Annotated in this window: 20 protein-coding genes; 16 read left to right on the plus strand and 4 right to left on the minus strand. The window is 44.2% G+C overall.

All coding sequences use genetic code 11. The annotated features are described in order from the left end of the window. The first annotated feature begins 3 nt into the window (after window positions 1–3). From ICL80_RS10680 to hflX, 8 genes are all read left to right on the plus strand, one after another. Entirely contained in the window at window positions 4–1,119 is a 1,116-nt protein-coding gene (locus ICL80_RS10680; RefSeq protein ID WP_194212097.1) for a two-component system sensor histidine kinase NtrB, read from the plus strand. Next, a complete protein-coding gene (ntrC, locus tag ICL80_RS10685) occupies window positions 1,109–2,563 on the plus strand; it encodes a nitrogen regulation protein NR(I) (RefSeq protein WP_194212099.1) in 1,455 nt (484 codons plus the stop codon). The genes ICL80_RS10680 and ntrC overlap by 11 nt, the downstream gene beginning before the upstream one ends. A gap of 68 nt (window positions 2,564–2,631) precedes the next feature. Then, window positions 2,632–4,968, plus strand: coding sequence for a sensor histidine kinase NtrY-like (locus ICL80_RS10690; protein ID WP_194212102.1), 2,337 nt, complete (start codon window positions 2,632–2,634; stop codon window positions 4,966–4,968). Window positions 4,969–4,986: 18 nt separating this feature from the next. Next, window positions 4,987–6,378 (plus strand): nitrogen assimilation response regulator NtrX, encoded by a 1,392-nt coding sequence (ntrX, locus tag ICL80_RS10695; RefSeq protein ID WP_194212104.1) that lies wholly within the window; start codon window positions 4,987–4,989, stop codon window positions 6,376–6,378. 30 nt (window positions 6,379–6,408) lie between these two features. Beyond that, entirely contained in the window at window positions 6,409–7,785 is a 1,377-nt protein-coding gene (gene trkA / locus ICL80_RS10700; RefSeq protein ID WP_194212106.1) for a Trk system potassium transporter TrkA, read from the plus strand. A 9-nt stretch (window positions 7,786–7,794) separates the two neighbouring features. Next, window positions 7,795–9,240: a TrkH family potassium uptake protein gene (locus ICL80_RS10705; RefSeq protein ID WP_194212108.1), complete on the plus strand. Its 1,446-nt coding sequence runs from the start codon at window positions 7,795–7,797 to the stop codon at window positions 9,238–9,240. Between the two features lie 164 nt (window positions 9,241–9,404). Further along, the gene (hfq, locus tag ICL80_RS10710) at window positions 9,405–9,653 is read left to right on the plus strand and encodes an RNA chaperone Hfq (RefSeq protein ID WP_194212112.1); all 249 of its coding nucleotides are present in this window, start codon (window positions 9,405–9,407) and stop codon (window positions 9,651–9,653) included. A gap of 2 nt (window positions 9,654–9,655) precedes the next feature. Beyond that, complete coding sequence (hflX, locus tag ICL80_RS10715; RefSeq protein ID WP_194212113.1) at window positions 9,656–11,029, plus strand: GTPase HflX; 1,374 nt, start codon at window positions 9,656–9,658, stop codon at window positions 11,027–11,029. A 2-nt stretch (window positions 11,030–11,031) separates the two neighbouring features. Here the strand turns inward: hflX and mazG are convergent, their stop codons facing one another. Further along, entirely contained in the window at window positions 11,032–11,865 is an 834-nt protein-coding gene (gene mazG / locus ICL80_RS10720) for a nucleoside triphosphate pyrophosphohydrolase (protein WP_194212114.1), read from the minus strand. A 76-nt stretch (window positions 11,866–11,941) separates the two neighbouring features. On the opposite strand from mazG, the gene ICL80_RS10725 reads away from it, so the two are divergent. From ICL80_RS10725 to ICL80_RS10740, 4 genes are all read left to right on the plus strand, one after another. Then, the gene (locus tag ICL80_RS10725) at window positions 11,942–12,913 is read left to right on the plus strand and encodes a glycerophosphodiester phosphodiesterase family protein (protein WP_194212115.1); all 972 of its coding nucleotides are present in this window, start codon (window positions 11,942–11,944) and stop codon (window positions 12,911–12,913) included. 24 nt (window positions 12,914–12,937) lie between these two features. After that, complete coding sequence (locus ICL80_RS10730) at window positions 12,938–13,582, plus strand: phosphatase PAP2 family protein (protein ID WP_194212116.1); 645 nt, start codon at window positions 12,938–12,940, stop codon at window positions 13,580–13,582. A gap of 184 nt (window positions 13,583–13,766) precedes the next feature. Then, window positions 13,767–14,669, plus strand: a complete 903-nt coding sequence (locus ICL80_RS10735) for a nucleotidyltransferase family protein (protein WP_194212117.1) — start codon at window positions 13,767–13,769, stop codon at window positions 14,667–14,669. Window positions 14,670–14,771: 102 nt separating this feature from the next. After that, window positions 14,772–16,916, plus strand: coding sequence for a TauD/TfdA family dioxygenase (locus ICL80_RS10740; protein ID WP_194212121.1), 2,145 nt, complete (start codon window positions 14,772–14,774; stop codon window positions 16,914–16,916). 41 nt (window positions 16,917–16,957) lie between these two features. Here the strand turns inward: ICL80_RS10740 and ICL80_RS10745 are convergent, their stop codons facing one another. The 3 genes from ICL80_RS10745 to ICL80_RS10755 form a co-directional block, all read right to left on the minus strand. Next, window positions 16,958–17,674, minus strand: a complete 717-nt coding sequence (locus ICL80_RS10745) for a hypothetical protein (RefSeq protein ID WP_194212123.1) — start codon at window positions 17,672–17,674, stop codon at window positions 16,958–16,960. A 128-nt stretch (window positions 17,675–17,802) separates the two neighbouring features. Then, window positions 17,803–18,921, minus strand: a complete 1,119-nt coding sequence (locus ICL80_RS10750; RefSeq protein ID WP_194212125.1) for a FecR family protein — start codon at window positions 18,919–18,921, stop codon at window positions 17,803–17,805. Window positions 18,922–18,925: 4 nt separating this feature from the next. Continuing rightward, the gene (locus ICL80_RS10755; RefSeq protein WP_194212126.1) at window positions 18,926–19,420 is read right to left on the minus strand and encodes an RNA polymerase sigma factor; all 495 of its coding nucleotides are present in this window, start codon (window positions 19,418–19,420) and stop codon (window positions 18,926–18,928) included. Between the two features lie 254 nt (window positions 19,421–19,674). Here ICL80_RS10755 and ICL80_RS10760 point away from each other — a divergent pair, with 254 nt between their 5' ends. The 4 genes from ICL80_RS10760 (at window position 19,675) to ICL80_RS10775 (ending at window position 26,568) form a co-directional block, all read left to right on the plus strand. Continuing rightward, window positions 19,675–22,302, plus strand: coding sequence for a TonB-dependent receptor domain-containing protein (locus ICL80_RS10760; protein ID WP_194212127.1), 2,628 nt, complete (start codon window positions 19,675–19,677; stop codon window positions 22,300–22,302). 86 nt (window positions 22,303–22,388) lie between these two features. Then, complete coding sequence (locus tag ICL80_RS10765) at window positions 22,389–24,659, plus strand: PQQ-dependent dehydrogenase, methanol/ethanol family (protein WP_194212128.1); 2,271 nt, start codon at window positions 22,389–22,391, stop codon at window positions 24,657–24,659. A gap of 1 nt (window position 24,660) precedes the next feature. Continuing rightward, window positions 24,661–25,179, plus strand: coding sequence for a GlcG/HbpS family heme-binding protein (locus tag ICL80_RS10770; protein WP_194212129.1), 519 nt, complete (start codon window positions 24,661–24,663; stop codon window positions 25,177–25,179). 75 nt (window positions 25,180–25,254) lie between these two features. Next, on the plus strand, window positions 25,255–26,568 hold the full coding sequence (locus ICL80_RS10775) for an amidohydrolase (RefSeq protein ID WP_194212130.1): 1,314 nt from the start codon (window positions 25,255–25,257) through the stop codon (window positions 26,566–26,568). Window positions 26,569–26,662 lie beyond the last annotated feature (94 nt).

The raw sequence follows: 26,662 nt of genomic DNA on the forward strand, positions 1-26,662 counted from the left end.
CCAGTGGCTATTTTCCCCAAAAAGTCTACTATAAAAAAAGCCGACACACCTGAATTGGCAATTGAAGTGCTGCATAGCCTCTATCAGGCAATTGTTCTAATCGGACCAGATGATAAAGTTATAAATGTTTTTGCGCATAGTGAAGCGGTTTTTGAACAAAGCCGCGAGTCTATGATTGGGCTAGATATCGATAACCTGCGTGGTATTGGCTATGCTGTAAAAGACCTTGTTCAGCGCTCTCGCCGTGATTTTAGCCCCCTTAATAGCTATGATGTGTCGTGTTTGCCTCCAATCGGTGATATTGAACTGGTAGACTTACATGCGCACCCTTTTGGTGAAGGGGAGGATATTTTGCTCACTGTGCAGCCGCGTCGTATTTCTGCATTTCTGGAGAAGCGTAATGAGATGGAAGCGGCGGCTCGGTCTGTAAGTGGCCTTGCTTCAATGCTAGCGCATGAGATTAAAAATCCTTTATCGGGTATTCGCGGTGCAGCGCAGCTTATGGGGCGCGCTATTGATGATAAACACGCCAGGTTAACAGAATTAATTTGTAAGGAAGTGGACCGTATCAAGGCTCTGGTGGATGAACTTGAGACTTTTACAAACCCAACGGAAAAATTGCATGAGTCTGTTAATATTCACGAAGTATTAGATCATGTACTGAATGTGGCAGTTGCAGGATTTGGTGCGCAAGCTTCATTTATGCCGCGGTTTGACCCTTCCTTACCGGGTGTTTACGGCCATTACGACCGGCTTATTCAGGTTTTTTTAAACCTTATCAAAAATGCAATCGAGGCATCAGGGCCGGGTGCCCAGATTACCGTCACAACAGCGTATCGCCATGGTATTTGGTTGCGTGGTGCGCAGGGTAGAAAGCGTCGGTTGCCTATTGAAGTTACTGTAAGGGATAATGGCCCCGGGATTCCGGAACATTTAAAAGGGCACTTGTTTGATCCCTTTGTGAGTGGAAAAGACGGTGGAACGGGTTTGGGGCTGGCACTTGTTGCCAGATTTGTTAGCGAAATGGGGGGCACGGTTGTGTGCGATAACCATCCGCAAGGGGGGGCCGTATTTAAGGTCCAATTAGCGCTCTATGAGGACTTTAAACATGAGCAGTAAAAAACCAAGCATCATTGTGGCTGATGATGACCTTGCTATTAGGGTTGTTGTAGGGGAAGCCCTTCGGCAAGAAGGTTGGCTAATCATTGAAGCGGAAGATTTGCCTGAGCTTGAACGACTGGTCGCAGGAGGCCAAGGCGACGTGGTTGTATCTGATGTGCTGATGCCGGGAGGTAACGGGCTTGAGGCTTTACCGCGTATGCTTGAGAAACGACCAGACTTACCTGTTATTATTATGAGCGCCCAAAATACACTGTCTACAGCTATGTCTGCCGCTAATCTTGGAGCATTTGATTATCTACCAAAACCTTTTGATATCGATGAGTTAGTATCTGTTGTTAAGAAAGCACTTAAGAAAGTAGCTGCCCCTGCTGTTGTGCGCAAAGAGCCAGACCAAAATATCCTGATTGGCCGGTCTTCAGCGATGCAGGATATATACAGAGCTATGGCACGTGTTGTGCAAACTGACCTTACCGTTCTTATCATCGGAGAAAGTGGTACTGGTAAAGAGCTTGTTGCTCGGGCAGTTCATACGCACAGTAACCGTAAAGATAACCCTTTTGTACCGGTTAACATGGCGGCTATCCCCAAAGACCTTATTGAAAGTGAGCTGTTTGGCCATGAAAGAGGGGCTTTTACCGGCGCCGAAACCCGCACGCTTGGTCGCTTTGGTCAAGCTAAGGGGGGGACTTTATTTCTGGATGAAATTGGCGATATGCCCCTTGAGGCACAAACACGGTTATTACGGGTTTTGCAGGAAGGCGAGTACCGGACAGTTGGTGGGCAAGTTAATATTAAATCAAATGTGCGGATTATTGCGGCTACCAATAAAAATTTACGAAACATGGTTAAAAGTGGTGATTTTAGGGAAGATCTATTCTTTCGGTTAAATGTTGTTCCCTTGAATATTCCGCCGCTGCGTGACCGGACAGAGGACGTGCCAGCGCTTGCTGAGCATTTCCTTGAAAAAGCTGCGGAAGCTGGCTTGCCTTATAAGATACTGACTGAAAGTGCCAAAAAGGTTCTTTGCTCTTTTGACTGGCCCGGTAACGTGCGCGAACTTGAGAACCTTTTGAATCGTATTTGCGCGCTTCACCCGGGCAATCAGATATCTGGCGATGCTGTTAAGGAGGAGTTTGACAGGTCTACCTCAGAGCTTGCTGGTGGGCCTATGAGTATTATGGCCAATGTTACAGGTGGTAATCTATCGCAAACTGTACGGCAGCATCTTGACCAATATTTTGATTATCACGAAGATGGACTGCCGCCGCCCGGTCTTCATCAGCGTATTTTGCGTGAAATAGAACGCCCCCTTATTCAAAAAGTGCTGACGGTTACGAACGGTAATCAAGTGAAAGCATCAGAAATGCTGGGCTTAAACCGCAATACGCTGAGAAAAAAAATACGCGAATTAGAGATATCGGTGCCTATAAAAGCAAATTAGCAACATTTTCTCCAGATTCATGTGTGATATATCTGGAACAATTGTTGTAAATGTGCATCATATGCGCAATGACAAAGGCACAGAAACCATCTAAGCGCAGTATGATGAGCGGGGTACCTAAGCTACCAAACCGCAAATGGGTTCGCTTTATTCTATGGGCTAGGCGTTTAAAGCTTGCTGGGCGTATTGAGCTGGTACTTGCTATTTTAGCCGTTGTCTCGGCTATTGCTACTTATATTGCCATGTCGCAGAAATCAGCGCCGTTTGATGTTACATCTGGGCGTACGATGCGTGCATTTCTTGGGATAAACTTGGCGCTTCTATTAGCCCTTGGTGTGGCTATTGGGCGCTGGTTTGTAAGGATATGGCTCTCCCGAAAAGGTATGGCTGCTGGCTCACGGTTACACACGAAAGTAACTGGTTTTTTCATTGCGATCGCGATTGTTCCTCCCATTATCATGACTGTATTTTCAGCTCTCTTTCTGGAATTTGGTATTCAGTCATGGTTTAGCGAAAAAATCAGATTCACTCTCAATAATTCGCTTGAAGTCGCTGAAACATACATGCTTGAGCATAGAGCAAATATTGAAAAGGATATGCTGGCCATTGCACAGGCTTATAGCCGACTAAATAGCTTTCAACAGCGCGACCAACTTGCATTGCAGCGTGTTGCAGATACAGCCTTAACAACCCGTTTGCTTAACGAAATTATGGTGATTGAAGATAAAGACGGGGCAGGTGAGGTACTGGCAAGAGCAAGCGATAGGCTGGAACTCAGAACGCCACAGCTTGATAATGCTATTATTGACCGCGTAAGGTCAGGTCAAAGTGTTGTGATGTCTGATGCGCAGAACAATTCGGTAATTGGCATTATTCGATTGTCGGCATACTTTCAGCCTACATATCTTTATATTTCACGAGATTTGAGCCCCAACGTGTTGGGATACTTAAGTGCAACACAGTCCGCGGTTGCAGATTACGAAAACCTTGAAGGTCAGCGCAGTGATATTCAGCTACAGTTCAATGTTGTATTTATTATTATTGCATTGCTCATTCTTCTAGCGGCTATCTGGTTAGGACTATGGTTTTCCAGCAGGCTCGTAACACCGCTATCAAACCTTGTGGATGCTGCTGAGCGCGTTGGCCAAGGTGATTTGGATGTGCGCGTGCCAAGTGTGCCTACAAGCGATGAGGTGGGCACTCTTAGCCGTGCGTTTAACCGAATGACAGACCAGTTAGCCCGGCACCAGCGTGATTTGATTGCCGCTAATGCGGAACTGGATCAACGAAGGCGTTTTCTTGAGGAAGTTCTGGAGGGTGTATCCGCTGGTGTGATTGGTCTTCAACAAGACGGCACAATCTTTCTACCAAACCGGTCAGCTATAAACTTGCTGGGGATTGAGTATGACGATCTGGTCACAAACCGACTTGAAGAGGTTGTTCCTGCTTTCTCAGAGATATTAAGACAGTCGGAAGAATCAGGCATCGGTGAAGCTAAAGGGCAAATTCAACTTGAGGTTAAAGGCGAAATTCGCATTCTTATGGTGCGTGCATTTGTGGAACGTGAAGATGATAATGCTATCAAAGGTTATGTTGTAACCTTTGATGACCTTACAGAACAATTGGCTGATCAACGAACGGCAGCATGGGCTGATGTTGCAAGACGAATAGCTCATGAAATTAAAAACCCCCTGACACCAATTCAATTATCTGCAGAGCGACTAAAGCGAAAATATCTAAAACAGATCGAGAGCGATTCAGGCATTTTTAGCCAATGCACAGATACTATTATTCGTCAGGTTGGTGATTTACGTAGAATGGTGGATGAATTTTCATCCTTTGCACGCATGCCAGCGCCACTTTTTAAAGATACAGATATTAAAGATGTTATAAAACAGTCTGTTTTTCTTCAGGACGTTGCTACACCTAAGGTTCAGTTTACAGCTACCTTTGAAACATCTGTCGGTACGATTTTATGTGATGGTCGTCTTGTAGGGCAGGCCCTAACAAATATTTTAAAGAATGCGGTTGAGTCTGTAACTGCACGGATTGAACGTGACGAGCAATCTGGTGCAGATACTATTGAACCAGGTTTTGTGCGCTTGACAGCTAAGCAGGATGCGGACCGGACGGTCATAAATGTTGAGGATAACGGGCTTGGCCTCCCTCAAGACCAAAAAGATAGATTGATGGAGCCTTATGTAACAACACGCTCTAAAGGTACGGGTCTTGGACTTGCTATCGTTCGACGAATTATGGAAGAACACGGTGGCACAGTGCGGATTGTGGATAGAAGCCCAATCGGTGCACGCGCCGTTCTCATGTTTTCACACAGCGCCCTTCAAAAACGGGCAATACGCGCAACTACAAAAAATGCAGATGAGGCAGCAACTGCTGTCCAATAAAGTGGGAGAGTGCCAAATATGGCTCTGGATATACTCATTGTTGATGATGAAGCCGATATTAGGGAACTAGTTTCAGGAATCCTTGAAGATGAAGGTTATGCAACACGCTGTGCCCATGACAGTGATAGCGGGCTTGCTGAAATTGAGGCGAGGCTGCCATCCTTAATGATTTTGGATATTTGGCTACAAGGTAGCAAGCTTGACGGGCTTGAAATTCTTGAACTTGTTAAATCAAGACATAAAGATCTGCCTGTTGTTGTGATTTCAGGTCATGGCAATATTGAGACAGCTGTGGCTGCTATTAAAAAGGGCGCGTACGATTTTCTAGAGAAACCTTTTGAGGCTGAGCACCTTTTATTGACGGTTCAGCGTGCAACAGAGGCTGAGCGCTTGCGCCGCGAAAACGAAGACTTGAGGCGTCGGGCGGCAATCACGATTGATATTACAGGCAAGTCTGCTGCTATAAATACGCTGAGGCAAAGCATCGAAAAGGTCGCTGGAACGAATAGCCGCATCTTAATTAGTGGCCCTTCCGGATCAGGTAAAGAGGTTGCTGCCCGTCAAATCCATGCTCGTTCACACAGAAACACCAGTTCGTTTGTTGTGGTAAATGCAGCGGCTATGGAGCCACACAGAATGGAACAGGAACTGTTTGGTGTTGAGCAAAATGGCGGTGTTGTAAAAACCGGCCTTTTTGAGCGCGCCCACGGCGGCACGTTGTTTATTGACGAAGTCGGGGATATGCCTTTGCCTACACAGGCAAAGATTTTGCGGGTTTTAACTGACCAAGCTTTTGAACGTGTTGGTGGTAATACCGGTGTTAAGGTTGATGTACGCGTTATATCAGCCACGAGCAAAAACCTTCTTTTAGAAATTTCAGAAGGGCGCTTTAGGGAGGACTTGTATCACCGTTTGAATGTTGTACCCCTGAAGATGGCGGCGCTTTCTGATCGGCGGGAAGACATACCCGTGTTAGCGCAGAACTTTCTGGATAGTTTATCAAGTGCAGCAGGCCGGCATACATTAAAGCTGGCAGATGATGCTGTTGCTGCTCTGCAAGCATATGATTGGCCCGGCAATGTTCGGCAGTTGAAAAACATAATGGAACGCGTGGTCATTATGGGGTCAGATGATATTGACGGCGAGATATCGGCCAGCCTTTTGCCAGCTGAAATTCGCATGGACTCAAACGAGTTGTTGCACTCAGACGGTGATAACGCCATTATGAGCACACCCTTAAGAGAGGCAAGGGAGGCGTTCGAAAGGGAATATCTGAAAATTCAGATTAACAGGTTTAGTGGAAATATTTCACGGACTGCTGCTTTTATTGGCATGGAACGTTCTGCGTTACACCGAAAGCTTAAGTCGCTCGGTATTTCCAGTGGAAAACTGTCAGATTCTATAGAGTAAGTAATTCTGATATAATAATGCGGTAAATTTATGAAAGTAATTGTCTGTGGTGCGGGTCAGGTTGGCTTTAATATAGCTAAACACTTGGCTGGCCAGAATAATGATGTGACTGTCATTGATACGTCAAGGGAACTGATTAGAAAAATCAGCGATTCTTTGGATGTTAAAGCTATCGTTGGCTATGCCTCCGACCCTGACATGCTGAATAAAGCGGCGGCGGCTGATGCAGACCTTTTGATTGCTGTTACACAGTCCGATGAAGTGAATATGGTTGCCTGCCAAGTGGCCCATTCGCTTTTTAGTGTACCAACAAAGGTTGCTCGAATTAGAAATCAGGCCTACTTGAAGCCGGGTTGGCGTGATCTTTTTTCACGTGATAACATGCCGATCGATGTGATTATCTCGCCTGAGCTTGAAGTTGCACAGGCCTTACTGCGTAGATTAGAAGTGCCAGGCGCTTTTAATATGATCCCGTTTATTGATGGGAAGGTTAGGATGATTGGCCTAACACTGGATGAAGATTGCCCGGTTGTTGATACCCCGCTGCGGCAATTAACAGAGCTATTCCCCAAACTGCAAACAATTGTCATGGCTGTTTACCGAAACAATAAACTTTTTGTGCCGCGCAGTGACGACCAGCTTCAGGTTGGTGACACAATATACATTGCGGTAGAAGCCAGTACGACAGAACGTGCAATGGCTGTGTTTGGGCATGAAGAAGACGCCGCGCACCGTATTGTTATTGTTGGAGGCGGAAATATTGGTTATTCGCTCGCCAAGTTGCTTGAAAAAAGCAAAAGCGCAACAAATATCAAGATTATTGAGCAGAATGTAGAGCGCGCCAATTGGCTGGCAGAAAGATTGCAGCACACAGTTGTTATCAACGGTGATGCGCTTGACCGTGAAATTTTGACAGAAGCAAACATATCCGAAACAGATACAATAGTGTCTGTGGCGGATGATGATGAAGTTAATATTCTTTCCTCACTTCTCGCTAAGCAGCTTGGCTGTGTGAAAGCTATTACTTTGATGAATAACCCTATCTACGGTGAGCTGGTTGGTTCCATTGGCATTGATGTATCCTTGGACCCGCGAGAAACGACTGTTTCATCTATTGTACGGCATATCAGGCGCGGGCGTATTCGCGATCTTTACAGTCTGTTTGACGGGCAGGCTGAAATTATTGAAGCCGAAGTGCTGGAAGGATCAGGAGCTGTTGGTAAGGCCTTGGGTGAGCTTCGCCTGCACGGTGAGGTGAAATTTGGCATGATTGTGCGGGATGACGAAACCCTTGTCCCTGACTCTGAAACAGTTCTAACGAGCGGCGACAGAGTTGTGATGCTCTCAACAAGAGATGCCGTTAAAAAAGTAGAACAGCTATTTTCTGCTCGCGCAGATATTTTCTAGGAATCTTTGATGTGGAAACCACGGCTCTATTACCTTATGGGGTGCTGGCTTCTAACAATAGGCTGCCTGCAACTAGCACCGCTTTTTTATGCGGTACTTATTGGTGAGAAAGCGTCTTTCCAGAGCCTCTTTTCCTCTGTTCTAGCAATTGGGCTGATAGGAGGCTCGCTGTTCCTTGGGTTTAGAGGGACAGAGAAAGCGCGTGTACGTAAGTTGACTGTTCTTTTACCTGTGTTTGGCATTACGGCCATGGCTGTGGCTAGTGGATTACCGTTTTTCTTTCTTTTTCCAGACGAGGGTGCTTTACCCGCACTGTTTGAAGGCATGTCGTTAATCACCACATCAGGCACAAGTGCTTATGGTACTATGCTTGAGGATCATGACGCGATTGTCTTGTGGCGGGCCATGGCGGCATGGGCTGGTGGTTATCTTGCTATTTGCTTGGCTCTTTCCATAATGTCAGCCATGAATATTGGGGGGTTACAGTTACATGTATCGCCAATGCCATTTGGAGATAGTGAAGTAGGGTATGCTCGGCTTAAGGCAACAACAAAGGCTTTATACCCCGTATACATGATGATAACGGCAGCGTGTGCCGTGCTTTTGTGGTTTGCCGGAGCAGGCAGTTTTATGGACTGCATACAAATGGCAATGGCAACCATAAGCACAACGGGCCTTACATCAACTTATGGAGACGCGCTCAACCATATGGGGCCTCAGCTTATTATTGCGGTCTTTTTCATGATTAGCATTGCTAACTGGGACTTGCATTATATGCGCTTTAAAAAGCGATCGTTCCAAGCTGGGTATGACTATGAATACAGACTTTTCCTGATCGGGATAGTCACGGCTATTATTCTTGTGGTGTTTATTGATGGTGGGTTTAACGCACAATTTATATGGAATAGCATATTTTCGATTATTTCAGCAGCAGCAACATCAGGAATAAGCCCGGAAGGTATGCTTGATAAAACATCCACGCCGCTTACCCTTGCCATAATTCTAATGATTATGGCGAGTATAGGTGGTGCAACAATAAGCACGACAGGCGGTTTAAAGCAGCTTCGTTCACTCGTTATTTACAAAACCGGCAAGGCAGAGCTTGAAAGGCTCGCGCACCCACATGCTGTTGCAGGATTACATTTTCAGGGCGTTAATATACGAAAAAATGACGTAGAGGCCGTTTGGTTGTTACTTGGAAGTTTCATACTTGTTATGGCGATAGGCGCGTTAGTGTTAGCTATTTTTGGCGTTCATTTTCAGGATGCCCTCTCAATGGCCTTTTCTGCCATGACACTTTCTGGGCCTTTAGTTTCTCTAACAGACCCATATTTCCCTGGTTATGCTGGCTTGCAAAACAGTGATTACATTACGCTTTGTGTCCTTATGCTTATAGGCCGTATTGAAGCATCTATCTTCTTAGCGCTATTTTCACGTGCACTTTGGCGTGGATAAAGATAAAAGCATGTTGACCAAAGGCCTGAACCTCTGACATATAGTGCATACATGTGCCACGAGACGGGTAAACTGGTTTCACTATGGCTTGGTGCATGAAAAGGGCCGAAAATTGGCCTATATAATAATAGTAAATAGAAAAAATAGAAAAGTACGAACAGTCGATGTCAGATAAAAATCAAAACCTACAGGACGTCTTTTTAAATGCCGTTCGCAAAACAAAAACACCAGTAACAGTTTTTCTTGTTAATGGTGTAAAATTACAGGGTGTTATTACCTGGTTTGATAATTTTTGTGTGCTACTGCGCCGTGATGGGCAGTCACAGCTTGTTTACAAGCATGCAATTTCAACAGTGATGCCTGCGGGCCCTGTGCAATTATTTGAGCCTGAAAAAGAAGGCCTCGAGGAATAGAATTGGAAGATCGCACTGACCACTCAGGTCCGGCGGTCCAGCCGGGTGATGGCTGGTCTGCTGATGGTCATGGATACCTGCAGGATAATATCCGCCAGCGGGTTTTTGTTGTTCACCCTTATCTATCTGATTCGTATAGCAGTGTCAGGCTTGTGCGTAGCCCTGAGGCGCGCCTAGAGGAAGCTATGGGGCTTGCTGAAGCAATCGATGTCGAGATTGTTGGTGGTGAATGTATTCCCCTTAGAGCTATCAAGCCTAAAACGTTTCTTGGTGAAGGAAAACTTCTAGAATTAAAGCAGTTTACGGAAGATCAGGAAATTGACCTTGTCGTTTTTGACTGTGAGCTAAGTCCCGGACAACAACGAAATCTTGAGCGTACTTTAAAGGTAAAGGTTATTGACCGAACGGCGCTCATTTTAGAGATTTTTGGTGCTCGGGCTAGCACGAAAGAGGGTGAGCTACAGGTGGAGCTTGCCCATTTAACCTACCAGAAAAGCCGGTTGGTACGTTCTTGGACCCACCTTGAGAGACAACGAGGCGGTTCTGGCTTTATGGGCGGACCTGGTGAAACCCAGATCGAATCTGACCGAAGAATAATTTCTGATCGCATTAGTCGTATTCGTAAGCAACTTGAGAGCGTTACAAGAACGCGTACATTGCACCGTGCGCGGCGCCAAAAGACACCCTATTCAGTGATAGCGCTGGTGGGCTATACAAACGCTGGAAAATCTACGCTTTTCAATCAGTTAACAAAGGCTGATGTATTAGCGGAAGACATGCTTTTTGCTACACTGGACCCTACACTGCGTGCTATTGAACTACCAAGTACCAGAAAAGTTATTTTGTCAGACACGGTTGGCTTTATATCGGAACTACCGACGATGCTTGTTGCTGCCTTTAGAGCAACTCTCGAGGAAGTGCTTGAAGCTGATATTATATTACATGTTAGAGATGCAGCCCATAAAGATAGTGAAGTGCAAAAGCAGGATGTACTGGAGGTATTGGCAGAGTTAGGTATTGATATCAATCAGGAAGATGATGGTGCGCCAATACTTGATGTTTACAATAAAATTGACATGGTGCCTGAAGAACGAGCTGATACCTTAAGGGGTATTGCAAGTAGAACAGAGCGCTCCGTTGTTTTATCTGGCCTTACAGGTGAGGGCTGCGATACCCTTATCAAAACAATTGATACTTTATTGGGTGAGCAAGATTATCGCGGTGAAATCACTGTTTCTTATAGTGACGGTAGTAAGCAAGCGTGGCTACACGCCAATACTAAAATACTTGAAGAAAAGCATATGGAAGATGGTATTTACTATCGCTTTTCAGTTGACCCAGTTGTTTGGAGTAAATACTCAAAACATAATATATAAGATTAATTTTCGGCTATAACATCTTGTTTTTCTTCAGCTTTAACGATATTCCATAAGGCGTCCATTTCAGCTAAGTTTGAATTTTCTGGTTTTATGCCTTTTTCTTGGAGTTTGGATTCGACTTCTTTGAAGCGCCTTTCAAACTTTATATTTGCACTGCGAAGGCATTCTTCTGGGTCAAGCTTCATGTGTCGACCTAAATTCGCCATGACAAAAAGCAGATCTCCAAATTCTTCTTTTAAGGCGGCGCGGTTAGTACCTTTTTGGTACTCCTCAACAAGTTCGATAGACTCTTCCTGAATTTTATCAAGCACTTGAATGGTTTCAGGCCAATCGAACCCAACTCTGGCCGCTCGCTTTTGTAGCTTGAATGCCCTTAGGAGGGCAGGAAGGTTTGTAGGTACCCCATCCAGGGCAGATGGTACGTGATCAGCCTTGGTGCTGCGTTCAACGGCTTTTTGTGCTTCCCAAGCGCTGGTTTGTTCTTCTGCGCTGCGGTAATGAGCATCTGCAAAGACATGGGGGTGTCTTCTGATCATTTTGTCACAGATGGCAGAGACCACATTGTCAAAGTTAAAAAGATTCTTTTCTGCTGCGATTTGGCTATGAAAGACAACCTGTAACAATAGATCACCCAATTCATCGTTTAGGGCTGGCATATCTTTTTTGCGAATTGCATCATCCACTTCATAGGCCTCTTCAATCGTGTAGGGGGCTATGGTTTCAAATGTTTGCTCAATATCCCAAGGGCAGCCTTCATCAGGACTGCGTAATTGTGCCATGATTTTGAGCAAGTCTTGGATGTCATATTTTTTGTTTAAGCTATTTAATGTCATACACCTGCACCTGACCTTACTGTATACTGTAACTGTATGGGGTGAAATCCGGGCGTCAAGCTATGAAAGGTATAAAATGATTAGAATGCTCAGTATCTTAATTTCTTTATATATTTCAATAGGCACGAATTGCTTTGCAATTGCTCCCGCGGACAATGTTTCAACTCCTCAGTATGAATTACATATTCAGCCGGGCAGGCTGGCAGACTTTTTTAAATGGCACCCTGCGCGCATCCCTCTTGTAAGCCATCATCGTGGTGGACCTGTGCCCGGCTTTCCTGAAAATGCTATAGAAACGATGGACCATGCACTGAAATATGGCCCTGGTCTGATGGAAGTTGATGTTGCCCAGCTCTCAGATGGCACATTGATTTTAATGCACGATGATAGTCTTGACCGGACAACAACGGGAACTGGAAAGCTTGCATCATTAAAAGTTGATGATATTAAGCGGCTCTATCTCCGTGATGAAACTGGAATGGTTACCAAATACAAAGTGCCAACTCTAAAGCAGGCATTGTTATGGACAAAAAACAGGGCTGTCCTAACACTTGATATAAAGCGGGGCGTTTCGTTTACTAATGTTGCGGCAGAAGTAATGGATGCAGGTGTGCAAGATTATGTGGTTGCAATAACGTACAGTGTAAAACAGGCGCAAGCTTATCATGAAATTGCACCCAATATGCCTTTGACGATTAGCATGTCAAATGAGCAAGATATAGAAGCTGTTAAAAATAGTGGTATTCCTTCTCACTTAATTATTGCATGGACTGGTCTAAAGAGGCTTTCTTCTGAGTTTTACCGCCAAGTTCATATGGAAGGATGGCGTGTGATCATGGGAACACTAGGGCAGGAGGGCATCTCCTTGGATAGCCAGTTTATGCTGTCCAGTGATGAAGATGGTTATGTTGAGCTATATAATCAGGGTGTTGATATTATAGCAACAGACCGCTATCAGGTGGTGCAAGAGCAAATCAGGAAATATCTTTTTCCGCCTAACATATTTATGTTTATAAAAGCCCCTAATTATCTAAAACAATCAAACTGAAACTATGAAACATGAAAGTATGTCATGCTCCTAAATAAGAAGACTTTGTTAGTAATCATATTGCTTCTTGCTTTGATATTATGGAGCTTTTTGACATTCTCTGGATATTTAAGTTCATTTGATACTGATATCCTTGTGGCTATGCGAGGTGAGGTGACTGTGGGTCATGAATCTGCTGTACCTATTGGTCCTGCAATACTGCCGGCTATAATGATTTTTATCACCAACATAGGTGGGTCTCTTACTTTGATACCATTGGCTTTGCTCTCTGTTGCTTGGCTTTATTGGCGAGGCGAAAAAAGGTCTGCAAAGGCAGTTTTGGCAGTTTATGTAGGTGTTTTTATCCTTGCACCATTATTAAAAGTAATTTTTGGCAGAGACAGGCCCAATATTATTGAGCATTTGGCTCATGCCAGTAGTGCAAGTTTCCCCAGCGGCCATGCTTTAAGGTCTGCTGTTGTTTATTTTGTTATAGCGATGATTTTAAGCGCTAAATACAAAGGTAAAAATGTATATTTTACAATTGCTTGCCTATTGGTTGGCTTGATTGGGTTTAGTCGTGTTTACCTTGGGGTACACTGGCCTACGGATGTTATAGCAGGTTGGGGTATTGCTGCGTTATGGCTGGTATTAATGTATTCATTTGTTCAAAAAACACTAAATCACTAATGACTTGCATTATTTCCTATTCTTTGTGGTGATTGCTTTGCTAACATTTGTAGAGTATTGATGAATAGGTGAGGGTCGCTGTTCTGGGTTATAGAGCAGAGATGGACAAGGGGATTAGCTAATCGTGTGGGGGCATGAAAGGCAATGACAACATCCTCGAGCCTATTCTATAAAAGGGTTAGTAATGAACGAGTGTGAAGTCAGGCCATTTGATTACGCCACATCTGTGGTAGATTATCTTCCAACAGTTTCTCCAGAGCTTAAGCAGGTAACATCTCCCTTCACTGCAGTCATTTTAGCCGGTACACGTTGTAACAATGACCCCGTTGCATCAGTTTTTGGACATCAGTACAAAGCTTTAGTGCCTATTTATGGCCAAGCAATGATCTCGCGTGTAGTTGGCGCGCTCCGTCAATCGCCATACATTAAACGCATTGTTATTGTTTTTGATTGTCCAGTCTCACTCTATGAAAGCTGCCCAGAGTTGAAAGAATACTCTGGCACAATTGATATTAAAGTTGTGCCATGTGCCAAATCTATTTGTGAGAGTTTGACAAGCGCGTTACAGGCTGCAGATGATATGTGGCCTTATCTGGTTACTACAGCGGATCATGCGCTTTTAACCCCGGCAATGGTTGATGAGTTTTGCCAAAAAGCTTTGTGGCTCAAAAGTGATATGGCTGTTGGTTTGGTCGAGAAAAAGTATCTGGACCGGGAACACCCCCAGTCAAAACGTACTTATTTACCATTTAAGGGGTCTAAGTTATCCGGGGCTAATCTTTTTGCTTTCATGGGACCTACCTCTTTTAAAGCGATAAGGTTTTGGCAAAGTATTGAAAAAGAAAGAAAAAAGCCGTGGAAGCTATTCTCGGCGTTTGGGTGGTCTAACCTTGCCGCGCTTATTTGTAAACGGTGTACTGTTGATGAAGCCTTTGAGCGTGCTTCTAACAGGCTTGGCGTTGATGCGCGTGCTATTAGGCTGCCATTTGCAGAAGCTGCAATTGACGTTGATTCCCGCAGTGACTTTTTACAAGTTGAAAAAATACTCGCGCTTCGGGACACACTCCATATTACTATTCAGACATAGATAGCAAACGCTTGTGTGACTATGCTGCTGTGTATGATTGATTTTTGTACATATGGGGGATAGCTTGCTGTAATAGTTAGGCGGGCATAAGGGCGGGGCTGAGTGCAATACCCCATTTTAGATATAGAGTATCTGTCATGGAATTCTGGCGTGTTACCGGAACGCTTGACGCAACAAATTTTAAAATCACTTGTCACATTTCCGTATTTCATTCGGTTAACGGGCTTCCCCTTAAATCATGAGGCTTTACCCTTGATTTCAATTGTGGAGCGGTTGGCGGTAGAGACAAATTCGAGCAATAAAAAACCAGTTTCCTTTACAAAAGTACGCATAAATCCGGATCAAGCAAACCGTGATCGTGTGGTTACTGCATATAGCAGGACACATTTGGCTCTGCCCGCGCATACTGACTCAAGCTATATGCCAAATCCGCATGACCTTGTTACATTTCAGTGTGAACAGCATGATACGAACGGCGGGGAGACTTTTCTAGTCCCTGTGGACACAGTGATAAGTAGGCTTAGTACTAAAAGCCGCAGCGTCCTTGAGGAAAGCCAATTTAATTTTGGTAGAAATATACATGCCATTTTAGATACCAAGGGCACTATTGGTAAAACAAAAAACACCTATTATGAAATACGATATTATCGTGAGCAATTGAGCCATGTTATGGAGCGAGATGGCAGTACGTTAAATGCTAGCGCGTGTGAAGCCCTGAAGGAACTTGACGCAATATTAGCTGAACCGAGTAATGCATTTCATTTCAAGCTTCTCGCTGGAGAGGCCGTTATGATGAATAATAAACGGGTTATGCATGGACGCACAGGCTTTACAGAAACAAGTGATCGCTTGATTTACCGAATTCGTCATCACTTAAATCTTGAAACATTTTCTCCTGCTAAAAAAGGTATCTTCGGCTTCCTATTGTCCCGCTCAAAGGAGCTTGTTAGTGAAGAAAGCAATGCAGAGCCAACGCTGGCGCCTGATGTCAACTCTGGCAAGCTTTCCGTCGGATTTAAAGAGTGTGTAGCTGAGGGAAAAAAGCTTGTAAAGGTAGGCAGGTTTAAGGAAGCAATGGCGGCCTATAAGGGCGCATTAGAACATGAACCTGAGGATTATAGATGCTTGTTAGCTATGTCGGCACTAGAATACAAATTAGGTATGCTGGCAATGGCAGAGGAACGCAGGCGGATTATTGCTGAGCAACACCCTTTTGTGCCTATTGGTAAACAGAATAGCGGCCGAAAAACTATATTACGAGTTAGAAGCTTAAAAAATATAAAGTATAGCCTCCAGAAAGGTAGCAAGGGCTATTATCATGAAAGCTTACAGCGGGGCCATTTCTCTCTATCCAGCCTTCTTGATGATAGGCGGTATAATTGTATTCAACATAATGGTTATGATGAAACTATACAGGAGACAAAAAAGCTGCCCACTATTGATTTGATATTAAATACCGTTTCATGTGGAGATCGCATGAAAGAAAGCCTGCAAGCCATTGATGTTTTGGTAAAAAAATATAACAATATCCCAGTAATTAACCACCCCAAGCATGTAATAGCCGCTTCTCGTGTAGGTAATTATGAACGTTTAAAAGATTTGGATGCACTTGTATTCCCAAAAACGATTGCAGTGACAATTGATCGCAACAAAATTGAGGTACAAGCTCAAGAAAATATTTTAGGGGCAGGTTTGACATTGCCTATAATTATGCGGCCACAATTTACTCACACAGGCAGTGGCATGGCGTTGGTGCGTTCCTTTGATGAGCTTGTTGAATATTTGTATCAAAATCATAAATCCATCCATTTTTACGGGATTCAGTGGCATGATCATGCTGACGAACGGGGCCTTTATAACAAAATCAGAATATTATGCATTGATGGTCGATATTATCCGATCGCTCATTTGATGCACAATGAGTGGAATGTCCATTCAGGTGATCGATATAGTGTTATGGATAAAAACCTGTTTTTACAGGATATGGAAAAACGCTTTTTGGCTGATATGCCTGCTTTTCTTGGAGCAACAGCGCTAAACGCTTTTAACGCATTGAAAGATGTTATGAAGCTCGATTTTTTTGGTGTGGATTTCACCCTTTTGCCGGACGGTAGGCCTTATATTTTTGAATGTAATGCTGCGATGCGCCATAACTTTGACCATGCGGGAGCATTTCCGTATACTCGCCCAACATTGATCGCTGCATCAAAGGCATTTGATGACATGATCAGTAAACGACTGATGTAATTTGTTGTTGAGAGATATTTTGAGACAGCGAGGTTGAGTATTTATTTGGTCTCACACTCGTATTCTAGTCCATAAGTTTGCATAAGTTCTTGAAATAATGCAATTTTTTTGCGCTGACAATAGTTTTTGGCCAAAGTGATAATGATAGGCAAGTTTTCTTCCAAAGGACTAGCTACAAGCTGCCTATCAAGAGCTAAAAACCTAAGAATTGTTTGGGCTTCCTCTTCTAATTGACCGGTTAATCCATAAAGTGAGAATAATTGCTCCAGATAATGGAGCCTTTGAAAAGCATCATCTTTGCTCAGGGAGAGGTTTTTAATATTTTCTTGCACAAGGGGGATTGCTGTCCTGTAATTCTTTTCGGCTATAAGCAATTTATAATATAAAAGGCGGCTTAACTCAGAGATGTGATGACGAGGCCCTAAGGTTGCATAGGAAAGCTCGTAAGCTTTTTGTACTCTATCGGCAACTTCTCCTAACTTTCCAGCTTTGTCGTAATATCTATTCAGTGTTTTGAGGCGATTCAAATATTCAATATCATCTTCTTTATACAGAAATGAACTGCCTCTCAGCATATGTTCACCGTACTCAATTGCTTTTGACCAATGCTTTTGGCTTGCTGCCTGATCAGCTTTTACAGCGTAATAGCCTACCTTCTCTTCAGTCCACTTTATTTGGTCTGAAGATTGAACGCTGGCAGTACCCCAAATAACCAGATGTAAAAGTAGGAATGGAAGTTTTACCCATCCTTTTTGCACAGCAACCCACCCTGAATATATTATATTTTAAGGGTACTCTAGCGACTTTACTTTATAATAAAAAGACTTTGTACCCATGTATGGTTTTTCATACAGTTTCACTACTATAGTAGACTGGTTAATGTTTGCTATATATTGCGGCGTGCAGTTCCATTTGAATTAAAGGCGGCGAAGTTAATTATAACTCTTTTCTGTCCGGCAGGCCTCCTAACATTGGCGCCTGACACTTCAAGGGTTTTAATAAAGGCGTTCGGGTTATTTACGTCAAATACACCTGAGAATTGTGGTTCTTGCAGGCCTATATTTTCAATTATTATCTGTATTTCATTATAGCGGTTAAACTCGCTAATGATTTCACTAACCGGTGCGTCTTCAAAAACCAGCTTTCGCTGTCTCCAAAATGCTATCTTTTGTACATCAGCGACCATTGTCGTAACAACAGTTCCGTCTGAAGTGACAGAGGCTTTTTGCCCTTTTGTAAGGGTGGCAAGAGGTGTGGTTTGCTGGCTTGTTTTTGTATCACTTTCTGTATTTTCAGGGTCGTTACTGACAGCTACTGTTCCTTCGAGTACCGCTACTTCAGTGTCTCTGTCTTTCAGGTATACATTGAAGCTTGTGCCAAGAGCCTGAGCCACAGTGGGGCCTGCATGAACTCTAAAGGGGCGGTTTATATTATGAGCAACAGTAAACATTGCTTCCCCCTTAAGGAGATATATTGCACGCTCATTTTTTTCATACTGGACACGTACCTCAGATTGAGTGTTGAGATGTATTACAGAGCCATCAGACAGGGAAAAACTGCGTTGCTCACCAATATCAGTAGTATACAGTCCTTTATCTTTGCCAGAAGGAGAAGGCATTATGCTCATGGATAGGATGGCAATTATAAGACAAGCACACAAGGCCATGACTGCTCGCGCTGGTGTGTTAAAGTGGCGCCAAAAGGTTGGTTTTGCGTGGTTGCTTTCATTCTTTTTGGTTTTAGTAGCTGTGTGAATGTCGACAATATTGTCTTCTGGTTGTTCGAGTAATGTTTCAATAGAAATCTGTTTTTCAGCGTCTATATAAGCAGCGTCAACAAGAATGGCTTGAGCAAGGAGTAGCTCTTTGACATGCTCGGGCGACTTATTCAACCAGCGTGCTAGCTCATCTCTTTCATGCGCATTTAGGTCGCCGTCATCTAGGCATGTTGCCCAATATGCAGCTTGTTCTACAATGCTGGAATTTTTAATTGGTATATTGCTCATGTTTTCATTCTTCGTACATTAATCGGCAATGAGCCACAGTTCGGCTGACATAAGCACGGGATGAGTGCTCAGAAATACCAAGCTTTTCTGCAATTTCTTCATGGCTGAGGCCATCTCGTTTTTTTAAAAGGAACGCCGCTTTTTGTGTTGAAGGCAAATCCTTAATAAATGTTTCCAGGTGCTTGATGGAAGACCGCCGTTCAATATCATCTTGTAGGTCATGTTGGTCTTTATCGTTGCCGGTATCAACAATATTGTCATAGTCAATAAAATCGGGCTGCTTGCTTTTTTTTAGATAAAAGTCGTGCACAACGTTTGAGGCAATTCGAAAAAGATAATCTTGTGGTCGTTTTATCAATTCCGGGAACTCAACACGTAAAAGTCGCAGATACGATTCTTGCGCAATGTCTTCAACATCCTCAGGGTTTTGTAGCTTAGACCTTAAATATCGATGCAGATGCGGTCGATAATTATCGATCACCTTTTGCAAGTTAGTCATATTATGTGGCCGGTCTTTTACCTTCAATGTCTTGTGCCTTTTTCACCATCAATAGGGCCGTTCTACTAAAGACTGATTTTATGCCAAAATGTGTATGATATTTTCTATAAAATTATCTATAGCAGAAGTCTCACTTGAAGTGAGTGTAAAAAAATATACACATTATTACGTGGCTCAAGTCTTTACCTCTAACCGCACCGATGCGGCCGGGAGGAATATTCCCAGAATTCCATATAGAGGCACAGGGAAAACAAATGAAATATACAGCCACCATTAGTGCACTTGCTCTTTCTACATGTTTGGCATGGGCACCTGTTCAAGCGATGCAAGTTTCTCAACCAAAAACCTATAATATTCAAATTGGCGAACAGCGCCTGGACCGAGCACTGAATGTGCTTGCCCAAAAGTTGGGTTTGCAGTTGCTTATCCAGTCAGATGATGTGCGCGGTGTGCAAGCAAGTCTTAAAGCAGGCACTTACACTCACCGTGAAGCACTTGAGGCATTGTTACTGGGCACAAACCTTACGTTTAGTCAAATCGATGAAAGTACAATAGCGATTGTACCGCTGGGCGTGAGTGGTGCTCAAAATATCTCTTATGCAACAGGATACAACTATATGAGCGGCATTGCCGTTTCATCCGATGATGAGAGCATTGACGAAGTAAAAAATCACCAATTTGAAGAAATTACGGTCACCGCACAGAAACGGTCAGCACTTTTGCAGGATGTACCGGTTGCAGTTAGTGCCATGACAGGATCGCAGCTCCAAAAGTTGGGAGCGTCTGATTTTAAGGATGTGCTGCGCAGGATACCTGGTGTGTCTTTTTCAGGCGTGGAACTAGGCCAAAGTAAGTATAATATACGCGGCGTTAGTACCACATCGACAAGCCCAACCGTTGGGGTTTACTTGGATGATATTTCACTCCTGACCATTGCAACCAACTTTAACGGTGCAACTGACCCGATATTCTTTGATTTTGAACGATTGGAAGTTCTAAAAGGCCCTCAAGGTACTCTATATGGTGGTAACGCTATGGGCGGCGCTATTAAGTATGTGAGCCGCAAACCGAATATGAATGAAACAGAAGTTTCTACATCTGCCGGCTTGTCCACTACAAAGGGTGGTGATGTTTCTTATGAAGGTCAGGCTGTTTTGAATTATAACGTAGTTGAAGACAAACTTGCCATTAGGACAGGGTTTTTGTACCGCGAGTTAGGTGGATACATTGATCAAGTGCCGGACGGTGAAATAGTTGATTGGCGCTATAGTACAGGTACTTCAGCGGATGATTTTACACCGTCCACCAAAACGTCGCTCGGCACGAAAAGTGAGAAAAACCATAATGATGCTACCATGTATGTAGCGCGTTTTTCGGCGCTTTGGACACCAGATGATAGCTTAACCATTTTGCCATCTCTATTTATTCAGCGGTATGAGCTAGATAATACGAGTAGTTTTTATCCTAACCTGCCAGGCCTACAGACATCTAAGCGTTATGAAGAGCCTAGTGAGGATAAACTTGATGTGTTTAGCCTTTCCATCACCAAAAACTTTGGTGATTTGGAGCTTACCTCTTTAACAGGGTACGTTGATCGTAGTGTTGGTTGGGACAGAGACTATTCTTTCTTTATTGGAAGCCTTGTATCTCCGCTATATAGTTCTGACAGCTATAACGTGTCCAATAGTTCTACCAAAAACTTGACACAGGAACTTAGGCTTGATTCCGGCTATACAGATAGTGCTTGGCATTGGACCATAGGGTTGTTTTATTCCCACCAGAAAGACAATCTTTATCAAGCTGTAGACACTTCTGGTGCAGGTACCTTTTTTGGCACCGGTACAGATATAGTTTATGTGGGTGATACAGACACAAAAACAGATGAATATGCGGCATTTGGTGAGGTTACCTATTCGATCACACCAGACTTTGATGCTGTCGTGGGCTTGAGAGCATTTGGTGTTGAGCAAACAGTTGACGCCTTATATGACGGTGTCTTAAACGGTGGCCAAACAATGGTTGAAAATCAGAAGAGGACTGAATCTGGTCTGAACCCTAAATTTTCATTGGTGTACCGTGTAACAGAAGACAGTATGGCATATGCAACAGCATCAAAAGGGTTCCGTCAGGGTGGCCCTAACAGGTTTCAGTTTGACCCTGACCTGTGCCGCGCAGACCTGGATAGGCTAGGGATTGATGATGCGCCTGAAGGGTTTGATTCAGATTCTATCTGGAGTTATGAACTGGGTAGTAAAAACCGACTTGCTGATGGCAAAGTAACACTTAACGGTTCGGTTTTTCTGACAGAGTGGTCGCAAATTCAGCAAACTGTAGAATTGACAGGCTGTGGGTTTAACTTCACGGGTAATGTAGGCTCTGCTGAAATTAAAGGCCTTGAACTTGAGGCTCAGTTAAGGCCACTTGATAGCCTTTTACTTACAGGCTCTCTCACATATACAGATGCCAAAATCACTGAAAGTAACGTCGGTGTTTCGGCACAAAGCGGCCAGAATGTGCTTGATGTACCAGAGTGGATGTTTAATCTAAGCTCTACCTACACAGCGTCAATATCCAGTGAATGGACAATGACGATACAGGCTGACTATCAATATCATGGATCAAATTACAGGTCATTTGATGCCCTGCATACTACCTCTCTAAATGGTACGGCTATTCAGGTAGCGAATATTGCGCAGGTGCAGGATTCCTACGATGTAGCAAACGCTTACGTTCTGTTCAGTAATGATCTTTGGGACTATCGTTTGTATGTTAAAAATATTTTCAATAGCACGCCTTATCTGGATTATGGGTTAAATGATGCGTTGAACGCTACAACACTGCGGCCTCGCACCATTGGTATTGATATTAGTACCAGATTCTAAGCGCTTCAGAGGGCAGGCTAGTGGTTTGCCCTCTGCCATATTGGGGTACAAAATAAGCCTTTAAAATATTTTCTCGGGGAAAAATCATGCGTTCCAGAATCAATAATCACTTAAAGTTACTGTCTATTATCGGCACTTTAAGTATCGCGGGTTGCGGCGAAAATGCCGGTGATACAACTATCAATACGACAGAGATGGTGAGCACAGTCTCTGGCAACATTACGACAGAGCGTTTACTCAATATAGAGAATGAGCCTGGTTCTTGGCTTACTGGTGGACGTGATTACCAGCAAAGCTACTTTTCGCCACTCACTGATATTAACAAGGGTAATGCCAGTGAGCTGGGTTTTGCATGGCAATATGAAATTGATACCACGCATGGTTTTGAGGCCACCCCCATCGTTGTTGATGGTGTTATGTATAGTAGCGGCCCCAAGGGGGCTGTGTATGCGGTTGATGCCAAAACCGGTGCTGAAAAATGGATGTTCGAGCCCGAGATAGACCCAAATATAGTGCGTAAGGTTTGCTGCGGCATGATCAATCGCGGCATTTCTGTGTGGGAAGGCAGTGTTTTTGTTGCCTCTCTTGATGGTTATTTATATGCGCTTGATGCCGCAACTGGTGATGTGCTGTGGCAGCAGGATACAATAACAGAGCGTGACCGTGGTTATACCATTACAGGTGCCCCGTATGTTGCGAAGGATATTGTCGTTATTGGTAATAGTGGTGCTGAGCTGGATGCACGTGGTTATGTAACGGCGTATGATACCAAGACAGGTAAACAAGCTTGGCGCTTTTATACAGTGCCGAAAAGCTATGACGGTGTGCAAGAAAACCCCGAACTTGAAATGGCCGCAAAAACCTGGGACCAGAACAGTCTGTGGGAAGTGGGCCTTGGCGGTACAGTGTGGGATGCCATGGCCTATGATCCGGCATTAAACCTGCTTTATATTGGCACTGGTAATGCGGCTCCTTACCCGCGAAAGCTGCGTAGCCCAAGTGGCGGCGATAATCTGTTTCTGTCTTCTATTCTGGCAATTAATCCTGATACAGGCCGTTTGGTTTGGTACTATCAGACAACTCCGGCTGATAACTGGGATTTTACTTCAACCCAGAAACTCATTTTGGCAGATCTCACTATCAATGGTTCTGAACGTAAGGTGTTGATGCAGGCACCAAAAAATGGCTTTTTCTATGTGCTTGACCGGCAAAGTGGCGAATTATTATCTGCAGAACCTTATGTGCCCGTGAACTGGGCGTCCCACGTTGACCTTGCTACAGGAAAGCCGGTTGAAACCGGGCAGGGGGAGTATTTTGACGAGCCAAAGCTGGTGTTTCCTAGCCCAGCTGGCGGGCACAACTGGCAGCCAATGGCTTTCAATCGTGAAACTGGGCTTGTCTATATTCCTGTACTTGAAGCAAGTGCCGTTTGGCGAATGCCTAAAGAGCCATTTGTATATCAAAAAGGCGGCCTCAATACGACGTCTCAGTATTTTTTTCCAAGTGCAGGCAGTTGGGGGTTGGACAGTGAAGGTGCAAAAGGTCTGCCGCCGCTTACAGAGCTGGCGAAAGGCCAACCAGATCCTGTTATCCGTGGCTATTTACGCGCATGGGACCCTGTGCAGAATAAAGTGGCGTGGGAGGTCGAGACCTCGGATGTATGGCGCGGGCATATCTTTGCTATCTGGAATGGTGGCGGTGTGATGACAACGGCGAGTGACCTTGTGTTTCAGGGCCGTGCAACGGGTGATCTTGTTATGCTCGATGCCAAAACAGGGGCTGAACTTGCCAGTATTAATGTGGGTACAAGCATAATGGCAGCGCCTATGACATATAAGATAGACGGAGAGCAGTATGTTGCTGTTATGGCAGGTCTTGGTGGTGCGATTGGCCAAAGTTATCTGCCAGGTACGGCAGCTTATAAATATGGAAACAAAGGGCGTATTGTTGCCTTTAAGTTGAATGGTGGTCTTGTGCCACTGCGGCCTGAAAAACAGTATGACCAGCCGGATGGCTTCCCTATGCCGCCTGTTATGCGGCGCGGTGCGCCATTTCAGGTAAAAAATGGCGGCGAACTATTTGAGCGCAATTGTAGCAAGTGCCATATGAATGACGCTGACAGCGGTTCAGGCATTCCTGATCTGCGCCGAATGACCGAACAGGTGCACGGCGAGTTCACTGATATTCTTCTTAAAGGTATACGTGAAGAGCAGGGCATGGGGAACTTTAGCGAGCTGCTCACACCAGAAGAAGTGGAAGCAATCCACATGTACCTTATAGATCTTGCGTGGAGCACCTATGAAAGTTCGAGCAATGAGGCGAAGCCACACCAGCCAAAAGAGATTGAGGAGCAATAACATGGTAGCTCTAAAGGCTTTTAAGCCAATTACTGTGGTTTTGACCCTTTTGCTTGTCTTGACAGGAGCGGCGTTTATTAGTCAGAAATCATGGGCACAGGTTGTTACTACAAAAACTGTCAGTCTTAAACTTGCCGAAAGGTTGATAACGGCATGTGAAATAGCTGCAAGATCAAAAAAGCTCAGTATGTCATTGAGTGTAGTAGATTATACAGGAAATCCGGTGATGATAAAGCGCATGGATGGCGCCAGTTATAAAACACTCGAGGTTGCAACCGGCAAAGCCAAAACTGCGGCGCTTTTAGGAGTTCCAAGTGCAGCGCTTCAGGAGCTGGTGGATAACGGTAAACTCAGCTATCTAACAATTCCGGATATGATTATGATACGGGGAGGGCTTCCCATAATGGATGGGGATGATGTTATCGGTGGGTTTGCGGCAAGTGGTAGCACAGAAGTGCAGGACGAAGACTGTGTACAGAGTGCCTTACAGAAATGGGATTTAGAAAAAAGTAACGATTAGACCAGTGTCTTGTGTGGTTATGCAATAGCCTGTGCTAATAGCAAAGCTGATTAATATTATTTTAGGGAGCATTCAATGAAGGGTTTGGTTATAGGTCTTATTGGTGGGCTATGTCTGTCTGGAACAGTGGCAGCAGAAACATCTATCAGTAAAGATATAGATGCAGATTATGATTATCTGGAAAACCTTTATAAACATCTCCACCAAACTCCGGAGCTTTCTTTTAAAGAAGATAAAACATCGGTTAGGATGGCAGAAGAGCTCCGTAATGCAGGTTACACAGTCACAGAAAAGGTGGGCGGTTACGGCGTTGTTGGTGTGCTAAAAAATGGTGAAGGACCAACTATTTTGGTCCGTACTGATATGGATGCATTGCCTGTAGATGAAAAAACAGGCGTTCCTTATAGTAGCACAGTTAAAACAATTGATGATGTAGGCAAAACAGTTTCAGTGATGCACGCATGCGGTCACGATATGCATATGACGGTATTTACCGGTACTGCGCGCCTGCTTGCTGCAAAAAAAGATAAGTGGAAAGGCACTTTAGTGCTTATTGCTCAGCCAGCTGAAGAACGTGGCTCTGGTGCAAGAGCGATGCTTTCCGATAGTCTTTATGAGCGTTTTCCTCGCCCTGATTATGCTCTTGGCTTGCATGTTAGTGCAGGGTTGCCTGCAGGTGTGATCGGATATACGCCAGGCTATGCCATGGCCAATGTAGATACGGTTGATATTACTTTGTTTGGTATTGGCGGGCACGGTGCAGCACCGCATACCACAAAAGACCCGGTTGTTTTAGCAGCTCAAGTAGTAACTTCTCTGCAAACGCTGGTTTCACGCGAGCTTAACCCTACAGACCCCGGTGTTGTCACTGTTGGCTCAATACACGGCGGTACAAAACATAACATTATCTCAGGGCAGGTTGATCTTCAGCTTACTGTGCGATCTTATTCCGATAAGGCAAGGGAAACCTTATTAAGGGGTATAGAGCGTATTGCTAAAGGGCAGGCCGTCTCAATGGGTTTGCCTGAAGATAAAATGCCGATTGTGAAAATTAGTAAAGAAAGAACTCCGGCTGTTTATAATACCCCAGAAGTCACTGCAGGTGTGATTGCTATGCTGGAGGGCGAGCTTGGTGAACAGCATCTCTTGAAAATTGATCCAGTAATGGCTGGCGAAGATTTTTCTGAATATGGGCGTGTAGAACCTGCTATTCCAAGCGTCTTTATGTGGCTTGGTGCCGTTGCCCCTGATACATATGACAAGGCGCAAAAGAGTGGCGCTGCGCTACCGTCACTTCATTCCGCATATTTTGCACCAATGCCAAAACCAACCATTAAAACGGGTGTAGAGACACTAACAGATTCGGCACTTTATCTGTTCAATAAATAGTAGCTAAGCTGCTCTAAGTAGGCACTTTTACTCAAAGTGCCTACTTCATTATCAACAATAATGTTTTAAATCAAATGTACCGTGAACAAAGGAG

The organism is Kordiimonas pumila (assembly GCF_015240255.1).
In the GTDB taxonomy this organism is placed as follows: Bacteria; Pseudomonadota; Alphaproteobacteria; order Sphingomonadales; family Kordiimonadaceae; genus Kordiimonas; species Kordiimonas pumila.